The 15368-nt window shown below is 44.3% G+C and carries 17 protein-coding genes; 4 read left to right on the top strand and 13 right to left on the bottom strand.

Annotated elements, in window-relative coordinates:
- Positions 1–542 precede the first annotated feature (542 nt).
- The 4 genes from AB4274_RS09450 to AB4274_RS09465 all read left to right on the top strand — a co-directional run bounded on the left by AB4274_RS09450 (position 543) and on the right by AB4274_RS09465 (position 4978).
- On the top strand, positions 543–1091 hold the full coding sequence (locus AB4274_RS09450; protein ID WP_017060646.1) for a sigma-70 family RNA polymerase sigma factor: 549 nt from the start codon (positions 543–545) through the stop codon (positions 1089–1091).
- The gene (locus AB4274_RS09455; RefSeq protein ID WP_017060647.1) at positions 1084–1812 is read left to right on the top strand and encodes a DUF3379 domain-containing protein; all 729 of its coding nucleotides are present in this window, start codon (positions 1084–1086) and stop codon (positions 1810–1812) included. The genes AB4274_RS09450 and AB4274_RS09455 overlap by 8 nt, the downstream gene beginning before the upstream one ends.
- A gap of 297 nt (positions 1813–2109) precedes the next feature.
- Positions 2110–3405: an outer membrane protein transport protein gene (locus AB4274_RS09460; RefSeq protein WP_017060648.1), complete on the top strand. Its 1296-nt coding sequence runs from the start codon at positions 2110–2112 to the stop codon at positions 3403–3405.
- A 295-nt stretch (positions 3406–3700) separates the two neighbouring features.
- Positions 3701–4978: an outer membrane protein transport protein gene (locus tag AB4274_RS09465; protein WP_372111886.1), complete on the top strand. Its 1278-nt coding sequence runs from the start codon at positions 3701–3703 to the stop codon at positions 4976–4978.
- Between the two features lie 89 nt (positions 4979–5067).
- Here the strand turns inward: AB4274_RS09465 and AB4274_RS09470 are convergent, their stop codons facing one another.
- The 13 genes from AB4274_RS09470 to AB4274_RS09530 all read right to left on the bottom strand — a co-directional run.
- Complete coding sequence (locus AB4274_RS09470; RefSeq protein WP_372111889.1) at positions 5068–5853, bottom strand: VacJ family lipoprotein; 786 nt, start codon at positions 5851–5853, stop codon at positions 5068–5070.
- A 124-nt stretch (positions 5854–5977) separates the two neighbouring features.
- Positions 5978–7198, bottom strand: a complete 1221-nt coding sequence (gene ccmI, locus AB4274_RS09475) for a c-type cytochrome biogenesis protein CcmI (protein ID WP_372111892.1) — start codon at positions 7196–7198, stop codon at positions 5978–5980.
- Positions 7198–7689 (bottom strand): cytochrome c-type biogenesis protein, encoded by a 492-nt coding sequence (locus AB4274_RS09480; protein ID WP_017066364.1) that lies wholly within the window; start codon positions 7687–7689, stop codon positions 7198–7200. The genes ccmI and AB4274_RS09480 overlap by 1 nt, the downstream gene beginning before the upstream one ends.
- The gene (locus AB4274_RS09485; protein WP_017066365.1) at positions 7686–8237 is read right to left on the bottom strand and encodes a DsbE family thiol:disulfide interchange protein; all 552 of its coding nucleotides are present in this window, start codon (positions 8235–8237) and stop codon (positions 7686–7688) included. Before AB4274_RS09485 ends, AB4274_RS09480 begins: the two co-directional genes overlap by 4 nt.
- Positions 8238–8242: 5 nt before the next feature.
- Positions 8243–10213 carry a heme lyase CcmF/NrfE family subunit gene (locus AB4274_RS09490; RefSeq protein WP_017060654.1) on the bottom strand — a complete coding sequence of 657 codons (1971 nt, stop codon included), beginning with the start codon at positions 10211–10213 and terminating at the stop codon, positions 8243–8245.
- Positions 10210–10692 carry a cytochrome c maturation protein CcmE gene (gene ccmE / locus AB4274_RS09495; RefSeq protein WP_017064106.1) on the bottom strand — a complete coding sequence of 161 codons (483 nt, stop codon included), beginning with the start codon at positions 10690–10692 and terminating at the stop codon, positions 10210–10212. Before ccmE ends, AB4274_RS09490 begins: the two co-directional genes overlap by 4 nt.
- The gene (gene ccmD / locus AB4274_RS09500; RefSeq protein WP_009848525.1) at positions 10689–10895 is read right to left on the bottom strand and encodes a heme exporter protein CcmD; all 207 of its coding nucleotides are present in this window, start codon (positions 10893–10895) and stop codon (positions 10689–10691) included. The genes ccmE and ccmD overlap by 4 nt, the downstream gene beginning before the upstream one ends.
- Positions 10896–10909: 14 nt before the next feature.
- Positions 10910–11650 (bottom strand): heme ABC transporter permease, encoded by a 741-nt coding sequence (locus AB4274_RS09505; protein ID WP_017064107.1) that lies wholly within the window; start codon positions 11648–11650, stop codon positions 10910–10912.
- Positions 11651–11798: 148 nt separating this feature from the next.
- Positions 11799–12467 carry a heme exporter protein CcmB gene (gene ccmB, locus AB4274_RS09510; RefSeq protein ID WP_017060658.1) on the bottom strand — a complete coding sequence of 223 codons (669 nt, stop codon included), beginning with the start codon at positions 12465–12467 and terminating at the stop codon, positions 11799–11801.
- A gap of 1 nt (position 12468) precedes the next feature.
- Complete coding sequence (gene ccmA, locus AB4274_RS09515; protein WP_017060659.1) at positions 12469–13086, bottom strand: cytochrome c biogenesis heme-transporting ATPase CcmA; 618 nt, start codon at positions 13084–13086, stop codon at positions 12469–12471.
- Between the two features lie 278 nt (positions 13087–13364).
- Positions 13365–13877: a DUF2802 domain-containing protein gene (locus AB4274_RS09520; RefSeq protein WP_017060660.1), complete on the bottom strand. Its 513-nt coding sequence runs from the start codon at positions 13875–13877 to the stop codon at positions 13365–13367.
- Positions 13877–14371 (bottom strand): chemotaxis protein CheW, encoded by a 495-nt coding sequence (locus AB4274_RS09525; protein ID WP_017064109.1) that lies wholly within the window; start codon positions 14369–14371, stop codon positions 13877–13879. The genes AB4274_RS09520 and AB4274_RS09525 overlap by 1 nt, the downstream gene beginning before the upstream one ends.
- 72 nt (positions 14372–14443) lie before the next feature.
- Positions 14444–15368, bottom strand: a 925-nt coding sequence (locus AB4274_RS09530; protein WP_136974976.1) for a chemotaxis protein CheW, incomplete at its 5' end; no start/stop codon positions are given.

Consider the following 15368-nt stretch of genomic DNA (forward strand, 5'->3'; position numbering starts at 1 on the left):
TAAAGTTAAGAGGTCTGACCTGAAGCATTGTAAAGAAGTTGTTAATTAAATCAAACGAGCGTTTAAATAAACGTGATACGAGTATCTCACTGTTTGAAAATATAACTGCGCATTCAGGCGAACCTTTTTGGGGGAAAGGTTGTCGTAAGAGACTAAACTATTGTAAGCAAAGACTGTTATCGCTGTGTAGGGAATGGTTTTCTTGAGGCAAAAAAAAACCACACAAAGCTGTGTGGTCGGAATGTATATAAAGCAATTAACTTAGCGCCAATTGAAATAATCAGTTTCCTGATTAGGAGAAAGTAAAGTCAGCCTTCAAAAGGAAGTGTCGTCTTGCTCAACATGCTAGCCACGAATGACTAACTAGACGACAAGGTGTACTATAACGAGTTCGAGGCCTTAGATTTTGAAGTAGATCAATTTTAATGTGATTTTACGATTTCCTGCCGATCGTTAGCTCTAAAAATATAAAAACGAAGCACAACGTATAGAGGACAGCTATACGCAGAGCAATTATGGAGGCTCGTGTGTCAATAATAAAAATGTTTGGAAAGAAAACAGCCAAGCGTCCGGTCAACTCTGATATGGACAAACAAAGAAAATACGAAGCACTTGTGCGCGCCTATCATCGTGACCTCTTTCGCTACGCCTATTGGTTATGCAAAGACAAAAGCATTGCCGAAGACTTAGTTCAAGAAACTTGCCTTCGTGCATGGAAGTCACTCGATAGCCTTCAAGATGAAAAAGCCGCCAAATCTTGGCTGATTACCATCTTGAGACGCGAGAACGCTCGACGTTTTGAACGCAAACAGTTTGATCTGGTTGATATCGACGATCACGGTAACGATGCTAGTGTCAGTGATGACCCGCACCATCAGCATCAGTGGTTGCAAGCCCAGATCATGAAACTTGAAATTGATTACCGTGAACCTCTCTTCTTGCAAGTGATTGGTGGTTTTAGTGGTGATGAGATTGCCGATATTCTCGATCTCAACAAAAACACGGTGATGACACGTTTATTCAGAGCTCGAAATCAGTTGAAAGAGCTGTTGGATACAGAAGAGGCAGAGAGGGGGCAACATAATGGATGATTTGGAATTTCGTCGTCGTGTATTGTCGGAACCTAAACAACGTACACAAGATATTGTTGATGCGACCGCGAATAGCGAAGCCAATAGTAACTTCTTAGACGATGTACTAGCGCTTGATAAACAGATCCACTCTGCGATGAATGTGGATGTGCCAGACGATCTTGCTGATCGTATTCTGTTCAATCAGACCTCAAGCGAAGAAAGCAAAGTAGTAAGGCCAACGTTTGCGAGACGAGCAATGGCAATGGCCGCCTCAGTAGCATTCGTTGCAGGTTTATTAGTTGGCCAAGTGAATTGGGGAAATGCATTCGTTTCACCTGCGCAAGCTAGTTTAGTTGATACAGCGATGAAGCATGTTGTTGATGAGAAGAGCTTTGTTAGTAGCATCGATGAACAGGTTACATCGCAGCAGATCAACGCAAAAATGAACCCATTTGCTTTTCAGTTTGATGACGCTTTCCCTTACCATGTTTATTACCTAAACCACTGTGGCTTTGGTAAATCCAACGCAGTACATATGGTCTTCCAAGGCGCAAAAGGCAAAGTAACACTGTTTTTAACCGGTATTCCAACAGACAAACCTATCGATTTTGATGAAAAAGGCATGTCCGGCTCGGTAACACCCGTAGATGGCAGCAGCTTAATCCTTGTGGGTGAAAATGGTGAGGATGTTTCCAAAATCGCCGAAAAGCTGACAAAAATGATCAAACCAATGAGCTGATTCGCTCTTAAAGCCCCGTCACAAAAGGCCCAGCAATTATATTACTGATATTGCTGGGCTTTATTTATAAATAAACCACGAAACCATTCACACCACCAATACCTCTAGAGTTAAAACTCTAAAAAACAGCATTTCACACCATTTTCGTGCCAGATAGGCGTCATTTCCATAATTTTCCACTCAAAATTCCCAATGGTCGGATTTGTATATCGTATACTTGCGAATAGGATCAGCCACCATTGAGCAATTGCTCAAATTAATCGCCCTGTAGAGGCGGATATATAAAGGAATAAATGAATGACTACCAACAACACGCGTCTGTTTAAAAAGTCTCTTTTAGCAGTAACAATTACACTGGCGTCTTCGCAAGCGATGGCAGCAGGTTTCCAACTTAACGCACAATCAGCAACCGGCCTTGGCCGTGCTTTCGCTGGTGATGCTGTAATCGCAGATAACGCGTCAGTAATGGCTCGTAACCCAGCTGCAATGGCACTGTTTGATAAAGTTGAACTATCTTTAGGTTTCACTTCGATCACTTCGAAAATTGAAGTCAAAGATGCCACTTACACTAGCGCATTAACTGGTTCAACACCTTCAAACTATGATGATGCGGGTGATACTTCTATCGCACCTAACATCCACTTAATTGTGCCTGTTAATGACCAATTTGCATGGGGCGTCAATGCCTACACTAACTTTGGTACTAAAACTGAGTTTGACGATTCGTTTGCAGGTTCTGAATATGGTGGCCTAACTGACGTTAAAAGTATGAACTTAGGGGTAGCTGGCTCATACCGTTTGAATGAACAGTGGAGCTTTGGTGCAGGTTTAGACTTCATCTATGGACAAGGTAAGCTTGAGCGTAAAATTACGCTGCCTAATAATGTAGCAAACCCTACAGGTGTTCAAGAATACACAGCTCTAGATGCAGACGCTGACGGTTGGGCTGTAGGCTTTAACTTGGGTACAGTTTTCGAGCTAGATAAAGATAATAGATTTGGCTTAGCATATCGTTACAGCCCAACTCTAGAAGCTGAAGGTGATATTACTGGTATTGGAGTGAACCCAGCAACAGGAGATGTTGTTAACGCAACATACAAAAACGATACATTAAACATGCCGTTACCTAGCATGATTGAGTTCTCTGGTTACCATATGCTACCAGACTCTAAGTTTGCTGTTCACTACAGCGTTCAATGGATTGGTTGGAGCGCATTTGACGTACTAGAGGCTGACAAAGCCGGTGAGTTAAATGAGTATAAATGGCAAGATGGGATGCATTACGCTCTTGGTACAACTTACTACATGAATAAAGATTGGACATTACGTGCCGGTTACATGTACGACACAAGTGCCCAAGATAGTATTACATCAGTTTCGGTACCAGATTCTGATCGTCAATGGTTCTCTGCTGGCTTCACATACCACATTGATACAGCTTCAAACGTAGATTTCGGCTTCACTTACCTACTGGGTGATGATGTAAAAGTCAATGAAACTACTGAAATATCAGGAACTACAATTTCATCAATAGAAGCAACAACTCATGCTGATGCTATCTTAGTTGGTCTTCAATACAGCCGTAGCTTCTAATATAAGCTAATAAGTAATCCCAAAGGGTCGCATAATGCGACCCTTTTTTATTGCCTAAACCACTGACCTACATCAATTTAAGCTTACAACTGTAGCCTGCAAGGTCAATATATGACTACAAGTGTACGCTCAAACTTCGCAACACAGCAGAAACATTTAGATTATTTCTCTAATAATTAAACACATTTACTCATTAAATCCCTAAAACACTGTTTTATTCGAATTTCATTTTTAAAGTAATGACTCTAAACGTAGAATCACGCCACTAAATACTTATGATTCAGCGAACATAATAATGAAAATGAATAAGACTCTTCTATCTGCTGCTGTGGCAGTTGGACTACTTTCGACTTCTACCGTAACTCACGCGGCAGGTTTTCAACTAGCAGAATACTCGGCAACAGGCCTAGGCCGCGCATACGCTGGTGAAGCAGCAATGGCTGACGGTGCAGATGCTCAATGGCGTAACCCTGCAATGCTGACTTATCTAGAAGGCACACAAGTTTCTGTTGGCGCTATCTATGTTGACCCTAACATTGATATCGATGGCACTTCTACGTCTGCTTTTACTGGCGCTAAGTCCTCATCTAACTCTAGCGATTTTGCACATAGCGCAGTAATTCCAAACTTTTATGTTTCTCATAAGTACAACGACAAGTTTGCATTAGGTTTTGCTGCTGGTACTAACTACGGTATGGAAACAGACCTAGGTACAGACTTCGGTGGTGCTAACCACGGTAACGAAGCAAGTGTTACCACAATGGAGCTAAACCTAAACGCTGCATACCAAGTACTTGAAAGTGTATCTATTGGTGGCGGTATTCGCTACATCATGGCTGAAGGCAGTTTTGGCGCAGTTGCGTCAGCTCCGTTTCCACTTGCTGGTGTAGCAAAAGGCGACACTCTAAAATATATGGAAGGCGATGACACAGCATGGGGTTGGCAAGTAGGTACTGCATGGCAGATCAATGAAAACAACCGCCTTGGCTTTACCTACAAATCAGAAGTTGACCTTACTCTTGAAGGTCATGCCGAAGGTGCAGGCTTCACATTACCTCAAGGTCAGAAAAGAAATGGCTCAATGGATCTTGCGCTTCCTGCGACCGCAGAGCTTGCAAGTTTCCACCAATTGACAGAAAAAGTTGCGGTTCACGCGAGCATTAACTGGACTAACTGGAGCAGCTTCAAAGAGCTTGTTGCTGATTTCCCAACAGAATCAGTGTCAATCAAAGAAGAGAACTGGGAAGACAACTACCGTTTTGCGATTGGTACGACTTACCAAATGACGCCTAAGTTAGCTTTACGTTCTGGTATCGCATACGATACTTCAGCGGTAAGCGATGAGCACCGTACGGCAACGATCCCAGAAACAGACCGCACTTGGTTAAGCATTGGTGCTGGATATCAATGGTCTGAGCAACTAACTCTAGATGCTGGCTTCACTTACATTCTAGCTAAAGACGCAAAAATGGTTGAAGATGACGCAAGTTCTGCGCCATTTGGTGGTGACTTCGAAGGTGAAGTGACTGGTAGCATCTGGTTAGTGGGCATCCAAGCGAACTACCGCTTCTAATCTACCGCCCTAAAAGTAGAAAATATTAAAAAGGCTCGATGTTGCATCAACATCGAGCCTGTCTTTTATCGGTTTTCTAAATCGTGTTTCTAGTAATCTTCTAGATAACCATCGATGAAATCTTCTTCTTCAAGGTCGACCTCTTCAGGTTCAATCTCGGCTTTGAAATCACGACGTTGAATGTAAACATCACGCGTTAATGCATATGGATCAGGAGAGCTATCCAACAGAGCTTCTTGAGAAACTAACTGAGCACGAGTTTCCATGCCTTCGAATGCCCACTTTCCTAAGCTAGCCCAGAAGTTCAAGAAAGACAGAGGCACATACATACCATCAACGGTTTCAGTCACTTCGCGCGTTGTTACTGGGCCATAACCCGGTACCATGAAGTACGGACCATTTCCTACCCCGTAATGACCAATCGCATCAGAGAACGACTTATCATCGTACTTGGTGATCCCAGCTTCGCTAGCAATATCGATTAAGCCTAACAAACCAATCGTTGAGTTAATCCAAAAACGATTGAAATGGTCGAGTGCTTTTTCACCATTGCCCATAATAAGGTTATTCACCATGCTTGATGGTTCGTCTAAGTTGGCTAGGAAATTGGAGATACCAGAACGCACTGGCACAGGGGTGTAGTCAACATAAGCGAGGGAAACAGGGCGAACTAAGTAAGGATCTAGATATTCGTAGTTGATATCCCACATCGCTCGGTTGAAGCCTTCAAAAGGATCATTCGGGTGGAACTCTTCGACGTATTCAGAGGTTTCGAGGTTATCATCGTTAACACTTTCGTCCGGCGCACTTGAACACCCAACCGTTAAGCTTGCGATAAAAAGTAAACTCGAGAGTCTTAAAACACTGACAGACATATCACCTTTTCCATAAGGAATTCAAATAATAAAAAAGGCCAGCAATCGCTGGCCTCAATTGTTTGGCTAAGTCTATACCGTTTATCTGCAAATCGGAATAGATAACACCTATGCAAAGTGATGATTAATATTGCTTATTGATATCAATGGTAACTGGAGCGCCCAATTCAACCACTTCACTTTCACCGTACCAATCACCTTCGCGAGTTGAAACGTTGCCGTCTGTATCAAGCCTAGCTCTAACCATCAGTGTTTCAAGGCTAGACAGCTCTTGCCCTTCCAGCATGCTGTTGCCGTCATCTAGCACAACCGTACGAGGGAAAGTCCCTAGTGGGTAGCGTGCCGCTGCGATAGGCATTGGAGAACCATCAGCTCTGTGTACTGACACAATTAACACTGAGTTAGGGTCAGCATTCACGTCTGCAGATAGATCGAGCGTTACAGCAACAGTCTTACCTTGGTCGACACCCATAGTGTCGCCCATTTTCTTCTGAGCACTTTCAATACTGCGCGAAAGCATTTCATAGCGACTGTCTTGTGGACCAATCATCTGTTGCATGATGCTCCAGTACTTCACAGCACCTGGGTAGTCTTGACGCTCAAACGCATCAAACGCAAGCAGTGAGAACACACGAAGGTCAACGAAATCGTTTTGAATCAAACGGCTCAAAATCAAACGAGCTTGGTTTTGATCAGCTTCATCAGGAGAAAGCATCAGTGCTTGTGCGAAACCTAACTGAACATCTTCATTCTTAGGTTCAAGCTTGTAAGCTCGTTCCATAGAATCTTTTGCTGTTTCAGCGTCGCGGTTAGCCAGTGCAATACGACCGAGTAGCAACCAACCTGTTGAATCTTTTGGTTGGTAATGCAGACGAGTACGAAGCGCTAGAGTCAAATCTTCCAACTCATCATCCGTTAGTGCACCACCTTCCGATGACATTAGCTTTTTAGACAATTCAGGAAGGTTCGAGCTCACTTCTTGCCAGTGTTGAACTTTGTCCAACGCACCGAACTTAAAGTACATACCATAAGTCACAACGACGACAAGGATGATCGACGGTACAACCACACCAAGCGTAGAGATTTGAGTCTTCTTCATCTCTTCTTGTGCAGGAACATCATCAAGCAGAGACTGTTTCAAATCATCGATCAGTTCTTGTTGGTTATCAACAAGACCTTCCTCTGCTTCTACTTCTAACTCGACAAGACGGTCTTTATAGAATGCTTTGTTCAACTCGTCGCGAAGCATTTCGTCATTGTTTGCCTTCTTGTTAATGAAAGGCAGAACAATTAAGAAAATTGCCGCTAGCGAAAGGATAATGGTAGAAATCCAAAATAGAGTCATTACTTCTTATCTCCGTCGTTCTCTTCATCGAGTAACGCTTTTAAGCGAGCTTCTTTGTCTGCATCCCAGTCTTTATCTGACTCTACTGCCGCTTTCGATTTTGACTTTCTGCTTCGCAAAATGATCAAGCCAAATCCAAACACAACCACCGCAAACGGACCAATCCAAAGGATCGATGTTGCTAGTGTCAGTGGTGGATTGTAAGTCACAAAGTTACCGTAGCGAGCAATCATGTAATCAATGATATCTTGCTTCGACTTACCGTCTTTTGTCATCTCGTACACTTTTTGACGTAAGTCGACCGCTAACTCAGCGTTCGAATCACCAATCGTGTTGTTCTGACATTTAGGGCAGCGTAATGTATTGCTTAGCTCTTTGAACTGCTGCTCTTGATCTACGGTATCAAATTCATGAAATTCGATAGGTGCAGCAGAAACCGTCGCTGAGATTGCGAACGTAGCAAATAGAGTAATCAATGCCTTTCTAATCATTTCGATTCCTCCAACAACTCTTGATACATCGGCTCAAGCGTCGATGCCCAGTTGGTCGGGTTCACATCACCAACATGGCGGTAACGAACCACACCGTTAGCATCAATTAGGAAAGTTTCAGGTGCGCCATACACGCCGAGGTCAAGACCTAGCATGCCATTACCATCAAACAGGCTGATTAGGTACGGGTTACCCAGCTCTTTTAACCAACCAACCGCTTTATTGCGATCATCTTTGTAATTAAGACCAATGATCTTAACCCCTTGACCAGCAAGTTTGTTCAGGTAAGAGTGCTCTGCATAACAAGTAGGGCACCAAGTCGCCCATACGTTAAGAAGCAACGGCTCACCTTTAAAGATAGCTTGATCATGCAGCTTACCTGGTTGCTCTAAATCTTCTAGGTCAAACTCAGGCACAGGCTTACCAATCAATACGGATTCAAGCTTAGTTGGGTCATCACCCGACTGGTTGCGCATTAATTGCGTTGCAAAGATTCCAGCTAGAACCATGAACGCAATCAATGGAATGAATAAAATCTTCTTGTTCATTCGGATTAAGCCTCCTGCTCTTCAGCCGACTTTTTGGTTGGCTTACGGAAACGGTAACGACGGTCACTGATAGCAATAGCGCCACCAATCGACATGATCAAAGAGCCTGCCCAGATCCAACGTACAAATGGTTTGTAGTAGATACGTACAGCCCAAGATTTGTTGTCGTCTAAACGTTCACCCATCGCGATGTAAAGATCGCGCGTTACACCACGGTCAATCGCTGCTTCCGTCATCATAGACTTAGCGGTGGTGTAGAAACGTTTTTCAGCATGAAGCGTGTTGATGTATTTGCCTTCTTTAGTAATTTCAAAGTCAGCAATGTAACCATCGTAGTTAGGACCATCTTTGTCACGAACCCCTGTAAACAGGAAGCTGTATTCTTCAAGCTGGTAGCTTTCACCAGGTGCCAGACGAACATCGCGTTCGATGCTGTAGTTTTGCACCATCGCGATACCAATCACTGTCACAGCTAAACCGATGTGACCACACATCATTGCCCAGTGGCTTCGAGGTAGCTTAGTTAGACCTTTCAGGAATGTGTGACGGTGAGTCGCACGTTCATGCAACTCAAAGCCGTGCATGAAGATAATCCAGAACGCCATTACCCAACCAGCAAACGCAGTACCACTGAAGCGGTCGGCCAATAGAGCAACCATTAGCGCACTCAAGCCAAGTGAGAATGCACCTGAAATCAGCATTGGTTTAACAAGCTTAGATAGGTTGTCACGTTTCCAGCGGATCAGAGGACCGATACCAAGCAGGAACGAGAACGGGATCATTAACCAAAAGAACAACATGTCAAAGAATGGTGCACCGATAGATACCGAGCCCAAGCCTAACTGTTTGTGAACTAATGGCAGTAGCGTACCGACTAATACAACGACAAGCGCTGCAATCAATAAGATGTTGTTACCAAGCAGTGCGTTTTCACGAGAAACCAAATCGAAGTTACCGCGAACACGAACCGATGCGCCTTTAACCGCGAACAACAGCAGTGAACCACCAATAACAAAGACTAGGAAACCTAGAATAAACATACCACGAGCAGGATCCGACGCAAACGCGTGAACCGATACCAAGATGCCTGAACGAACTAAGAATGTACCTAGTAAGCTTAGCGAGAATGCAGAGATAGCCAGCAATACTGTCCAAGCTTTAAATGTGCCACGCTTTTCAGTTACCGCTAGTGAGTGCATTAGAGCAGTACCAGCCAACCAAGGCATGAATGAAGCGTTTTCTACTGGATCCCAGAACCACCAGCCACCCCAGCCAAGTTCGTAGTAAGCCCACCATGAACCTAGTGCGATACCTACCGTTAGGAATAACCAAGCTGCGATTGTCCAAGGACGCGACCAACGAGCCCATGCCGTATCAAGACGACCACTCATTAGAGAAGCGATTGCAAAAGAGAACGCAACAGAGAAACCTACATAACCCATGTAAAGCATTGGCGGGTGAATAATCAAACCCGGGTCTTGCAGTAGTGGGTTCAAGTCACGGCCATCTACAGGGAAGAAAGGCAATGTACGTAGGAACGGGTTAGACGTTACGATAATGAACAGCAAGAAGCCGACAGTAATCAAACCCATGATAGCCAGTACGCGAGCCACAGACTCTTGAGGCATACCACGACTAAACGTCGCTACAGCAACCGTCCAACCCGCTTGGATAAGAACCCAAAGCAGTAATGAACCTTCGTGAGCGCCCCAAACCGCCGTAATTCGGTAGTACCAAGGCAGTTGGCTATTCGAGTTACTTGCTACGTATTGAATCGTAAAATCATTTGTGTAGAACGCGTAACACAGGATAAAGAACGAAATCGCTAAGAATCCGAACATACCCCACGACAACGGTCGTGCGCTGTTCATCAATAATGTGTTATTTCGAGCGGCTCCATACAGTGGGAGCACGCTTAGCAGCAATGCAAGTCCCAAGGACAGGATCATCGCAAAATGGCCGATCTCGGCTATCATTGAGCATTTCCTTCTTTTTGTTCAGTCGTGTATTGCAAAGGCTCATGGGTTTTCTTCATTGCTTCCGCAACTTCAGAAGGCATGTACTCTTCATCGTGCTTTGCCAACACCTCAAACGCTTCGATTGTCGTTGCATTTTTAAGAACACCCTGAGCAACAATACCTTGGCCTTCACGGAAAAGATCAGGAAGGATGCCATCGTATAGAATTGTTACTTTAGGGCCTACATCTTGCAAATCAAAGCTTACACGTAGTGATTCATTGTCACGGCTTACAGAGCCGACTACGACCATGCCACCAATACGTAGGCGTTGACCAACTTCAGGTTTCTTACCATCTTTGCCGTTGACCAGCTCAGTTGGTGTGTAGAACAGATCCATGTTCTGGTTAAGTGCGTAAACCATCAATCCAACAGTCGCACTGATACCAAAAAAGATCGCTAAGACAATGCCCAGCCTCTTTTTACGTCTTGGGTTCATAGAGTGTTCTCCATATTTTTTGCTGCATCGATACGAGCTTGACGATCAATCTTAGCTTGTACTTCATTTAGTAATTGCTTACCACGACGAACGCTTACGACCAGTAAAATGATCATCGCGAGGAATGTGATTCCAAATGCACTCCAGACATACGAGGCATAGCCTCCCATGGCAAAGAAATCACTCAAAGATTCAAAATACATAATTACCTACCCTACTACGCTTTTTCAGCCGCAAGCTTGCGAACCCATGGACGGTGACTTTCTTTACTGATGATTTCGTTACGGAAACGAACCATAGTCACAGCACCAAAGAAAAAGGCGAAGCCGAAGATGTTAAGAAGAAGCGGCCATAACATGTCACTTGAAATAGAAGGCTTGTCGAACTTAGTGATCGTCGCGCCTTGGTGAAGTGTGTTCCACCACTCTACTGAAAAGTGAATGATAGGTAGGTTGATGACACCAACGATAGCCAAAATGCCTGCCGCTTTCGCTGCTGTTTTTTGGTCGTCAAAAGCGTGGTGTAGTGCAATCACACCCAAGTATAAGAATAGAAGAATCAGCTCTGAGGTTAAACGTGCATCCCAAACCCACCAAGCACCCCACATTGGTTTACCCCAAACTGCGCCAGTTAGTAACGCAATGAAGGTAAACACAGCGCCAATCGGTGCCATCGCCAGTGCGGCCATGTCTGATAGCCTTACCTGCCATACCAAACCGATAAAGGCAGCAATCGCCATCGACATGTAAACGCCCATCGACCAGATTGCAGACGGAACATGGATGTAGATGATACGGAAGCTATCGCCTTGTTGGTAATCAGAAGGCGCAAATGCAAGCCCCCACACGGTACCGACGGATAGACACAATAGCGCTAGGATCGAAAACCATGGCAAAAGTTTACCAGCAAGCTGATAAGAGGTTTCTGCTTTGGCATAGGGATGGAGCCATTTCCACATGTTGTAATCTCACTCTTACTTCATATTGCTTACAGCTATTAAAGCTATAATTATAATAATTTTATTTGTCTTGCTTTCAGTTTTATTGACTCTATGAGTCCAATCGTCACATTTGGTTCACATTGGCTATACGATAACGGAACCCCAATCAGTTCACACTCACTCTAAGTGCGGCACTGATCGCAAAAGGCGTCATAGTCATCGCACCCATTAACATTGCCCCAAGCACCGCCAATTGGCCGTTGTACGCAACGCCCAAAGCCGCAGCGTCAATCGCTGACGTCGCGAAAATCAAAATGGGGATGTAAAGCGGCAAGATTAACAGGCTTAACAGGACTCCGCCCTTCTGTAACCCAACGGTTAACGCAACACCAATCGCACCAATAAAACTCAATGCGGGTGTTCCTACCAGCAAGGTCAACACAACTGAGAGCCATGTATCAAAATCTAAAGACAACAAAACAGCCAATAATGGGCTGATTAAAATCAATGGTAACCCGGTCAACAACCAGTGTGCTATGACTTTGGACAATACTACCAACTGCAACGGGATTGGCATCAGCATCATCTGTTCAAGGGCGCCATCTTGAAAATCATCACGGAAAAGACGCTCTAAAGAGAGCAATGCAGACAGCAAAGCGGCCACCCAAACAATACCCGCAGCAATACGCGCAAGTAGGTTTGGCTCTGGGCCAATACTCAAAGGGAAAAGCGTGATAACAATGATGAAGAACCACAAAGGGTTAAAGATATCCGCTTGACGTCGAAACGCGATAAGCAGTTCGCGTCGGATAATCGTGGTCATTGAAGAGATCATATTACTCACCCAACTTTATTTTTCTTAGTTTCGGGCTATCAGCAAACATATCTTGGTGTGTGGTTAACAACACAATGCCACCGTTGTCTGCATGCTGAGAAAAAAGAGATTCGAGAACTTTCACGCCCTGCTTATCAATGGCAGTCAGCGGCTCATCAAGAATCCACAACATTTGCTTGCTCAACCAAAGGCGAGCCAACGCAACTCGGCGTTGTTGGCCTGCTGAAAGTTGCCCCGCAGGTACGTCTTCTCTGCCCGCAAGCCCGACTTGAGCCAGCGCGTGGTAAAGCTCTTCTTTGCTGGTACCGCCACTGTGAATCGACTGATAAAAGCTCAGATTCTCATAAGCACTAAGCTCGCGCTTTACGCCTGTTTGGTGACCAAGAAAAAGTAAATTTTGATGATAAACATCTCGACTCGATTCAATAGACTCACCGTCCCAAGAGATAGTGCCGTCATCGCGATCGCCTAAGCCAGTAATAATCCTAAGGAGTGTCGTTTTCCCGGTACCGTTACGACCTTCAACTTGAACCAGCTCACCTGGTTTCAATTGAAAAGACAACGATTCAAACAGAATCCTGTCGTCACGAATAGCAGTTAAATTTGAGACTTCTAGCATAGGTAAATTTAGTCGAGTAATGAGAGCGCTATAGTAGCACACCAACATGGTGACAAAACAGGACTAGGCGTTTTCGATAGAACAAAGTCGGTAAGAAACTGTTACCACCTCATCACAATTTACACATTTTCATCAACAAACAAGATATTGTCGTAGATACAAGCACTTATAAACATCGTTCTATATAGATCGGACAGGCATAAAAAAAGAAGCCGAAGCTTCTTTTAAGAGGAATACGTAATAAACATCAATTGCTCAATACGAATTAAGCGCTCAATTTAACGACGTCGAGGCGGGTCTCTGCGATCGCGAGAGGCATCGGGTTGCTGATCGTACGATGAAGGGTCGCTTCGTAATGAAGGAATTTTCTCTTTACCAGCAAGCTTGTTCTGCAGAGACATCATCAGCTCAGCTTCTGCTTTGGGTAATTCACATTCTTCAATTAACTCGTTAATCCCAGCGCCAAGCTGAACCATTTTCGTTGCACGTGTGTACAAACGTCCATCGGTATCCGCATGTTCCAGCTCAACAATACGTTCATTCAAATGTTTGATAAGATCTTGTTGTTCAGTCACTTTCTGGCCAAGGCCAACCACAACAGAGCGAACCTCAAGTAATTGCTTACTCGATTTTTGAAGCTCTTTGTCCAAGTTACGAACTTGCAGGCGTGACTGATCGAGCTGCTTTTGAATCGCACGTTTTACTTTGCTAATCAAAATCAGGATAAATAACGTAAAAACCCCAACGCCTGATATCAGAGCGACAGGGCTTAAAGGAAGCGCTTCAAACATTACAGGTGAGCCATCTCATCCCATTCGTCTTCGCTTAGTAGTTTGTTTAGATCTACTAAGATAAGTAGCTTGCCATCTCGGTTACTTACACCTTGGATGAACTTAGCACTTTCATCAGTACCAACACTTGGCGTTGTGTCGATTTCAGAAGAACGCAGGTAAACCACTTCAGCAACGCTATCTACTAGAATGCCAATTACTTGACGCTCAGATTCAATAACGATGATACGAGTGTTGTCTGTGATTTCACCTTGCATCAAACCAAAGCGAGAACGAGTGTCGATAACAGTAACAACGTTACCACGTAGGTTAATAATACCTAGAACGTAATCTGGAGCACCCGGTACTGGAGCAATTTCGCTGTAACGTAGTACTTCACGTACTTGCATTACGTTGATGCCGTAAGTTTCTTCTTCTAGCTGGAAAGTCACCCATTGAAGTACTTCATCATTCGTTTGCTCTTTTCTTACTTCAACTTCACTCATATGAGACATAGATAATCCTCTTGCCGTCGTTACCGACCACTATTATTAACTTGATGCTTATTGTTAGCCCAATGCTTATTACTAGCTTAATGCTTTTACATCTAGCCCTGCGTTTAGCATGGCGATTAATGCTTCAACATGAATCAAAGCACACATTTTTTCTTTTACCATACCAGCGAGCCATGGGCGTTTCCCTGCCATTTCTCGCCAACGTACTTTGTCTGTATTAAGTAGCTCGGTGCCTTTGAGCTCTGTGCCCGCCAGGCCCCACAAGCTCTCTCCAAGCATCACTATATATTGATAGTTTTCTTTGTATTCGTCACCTGATAGTTTCTCAGACATCACCCATTTTGCGGTGTCGACCACATCTAGCTGACTATCACGGTTGGTTTGTAAACCCAAATACCAAGCTGGCTTACCAATGATATGACTTAACTCTTCAAGGCGATGGATGCCGCCAAGCTCATCAAGTGGCACCGCAAAGGTCACGCCGTTTACATCAAAATACAAGACTTGAAAGTCTTCTTTGCGAACCGTACTTTCCCAAGAGGTAAACTGGTCAGCACCTCCTGCTTGAGTTTCGGGTTCAATAACTGTCTCGGGATCAGGAACGTCAAGTTCAGGCTCAACAGCCTTAACTTCTACTTGTTCCGTCTCCAACGATTCAGCTTGTAACTCTTCAATTTGCTGCGATTCAACAGGTGGCTCTAAAACAATTGATAAATCGGGTTCTGGAAGATTCCAATCCTGAATCTCTGGCTCTTCGAACACTTGAACAGACTCAACCGCGGCATCAAACATTTGCATGTCTGCTTGCTGGGCGATTTTCTGGGTGTTCTGATCCATCAACTCATCAAGGTTCAGTTCATCAACAACATTGGTCGCCTCTAAACGACTCAGTAGTTTCTGAACATCTTCAAGGTTAGGAACCTCAAACTCAGCCGCGCGTATTTCTGCGTAGCTAGAGTGGTGACTCGAAAATTGGCGCTCTGGCTCTGGCTCTGGC

Source organism: Vibrio sp. 10N.261.55.A10, from assembly GCF_041470825.1.
In the GTDB taxonomy this organism is placed as follows: Bacteria; Pseudomonadota; Gammaproteobacteria; order Enterobacterales; family Vibrionaceae; genus Vibrio; species Vibrio crassostreae_C.

Excerpts from the sequence above, each read along its gene's own strand:
- AB4274_RS09490 (WP_017060654.1), bottom strand. The coding sequence starts at position 10,213 with ATGATAGCCGAGATCGGCCATTTTGCGATGATCCTGTCCTTGGGACTT.
- AB4274_RS09460 (WP_017060648.1), top strand. The coding sequence starts at position 2,110 with ATGACTACCAACAACACGCGTCTGTTTAAAAAGTCTCTTTTAGCAGTA.
- ccmA (WP_017060659.1), bottom strand. The coding sequence starts at position 13,086 with ATGCTAGAAGTCTCAAATTTAACTGCTATTCGTGACGACAGGATTCTG.
- AB4274_RS09505 (WP_017064107.1), bottom strand. The coding sequence starts at position 11,650 with ATGTGGAAATGGCTCCATCCCTATGCCAAAGCAGAAACCTCTTATCAG.
- AB4274_RS09520 (WP_017060660.1), bottom strand. The coding sequence starts at position 13,877 with ATGTTTGAAGCGCTTCCTTTAAGCCCTGTCGCTCTGATATCAGGCGTT.
- AB4274_RS09465 (WP_372111886.1), top strand. The coding sequence starts at position 3,701 with ATGAAAATGAATAAGACTCTTCTATCTGCTGCTGTGGCAGTTGGACTA.
- ccmB (WP_017060658.1), bottom strand. The coding sequence starts at position 12,467 with ATGATCTCTTCAATGACCACGATTATCCGACGCGAACTGCTTATCGCG.
- ccmD (WP_009848525.1), bottom strand. The coding sequence starts at position 10,895 with ATGTATTTTGAATCTTTGAGTGATTTCTTTGCCATGGGAGGCTATGCC.
- AB4274_RS09485 (WP_017066365.1), bottom strand. The coding sequence starts at position 8,237 with ATGAACAAGAAGATTTTATTCATTCCATTGATTGCGTTCATGGTTCTA.
- AB4274_RS09480 (WP_017066364.1), bottom strand. The coding sequence starts at position 7,689 with ATGATTAGAAAGGCATTGATTACTCTATTTGCTACGTTCGCAATCTCA.
- AB4274_RS09455 (WP_017060647.1), top strand. The coding sequence starts at position 1,084 with ATGGATGATTTGGAATTTCGTCGTCGTGTATTGTCGGAACCTAAACAA.
- AB4274_RS09470 (WP_372111889.1), bottom strand. The coding sequence starts at position 5,853 with ATGTCTGTCAGTGTTTTAAGACTCTCGAGTTTACTTTTTATCGCAAGC.
- ccmE (WP_017064106.1), bottom strand. The coding sequence starts at position 10,692 with ATGAACCCAAGACGTAAAAAGAGGCTGGGCATTGTCTTAGCGATCTTT.
- AB4274_RS09450 (WP_017060646.1), top strand. The coding sequence starts at position 543 with ATGTTTGGAAAGAAAACAGCCAAGCGTCCGGTCAACTCTGATATGGAC.
- ccmI (WP_372111892.1), bottom strand. The coding sequence starts at position 7,198 with ATGACTCTATTTTGGATTTCTACCATTATCCTTTCGCTAGCGGCAATT.
- AB4274_RS09525 (WP_017064109.1), bottom strand. The coding sequence starts at position 14,371 with ATGTCTCATATGAGTGAAGTTGAAGTAAGAAAAGAGCAAACGAATGAT.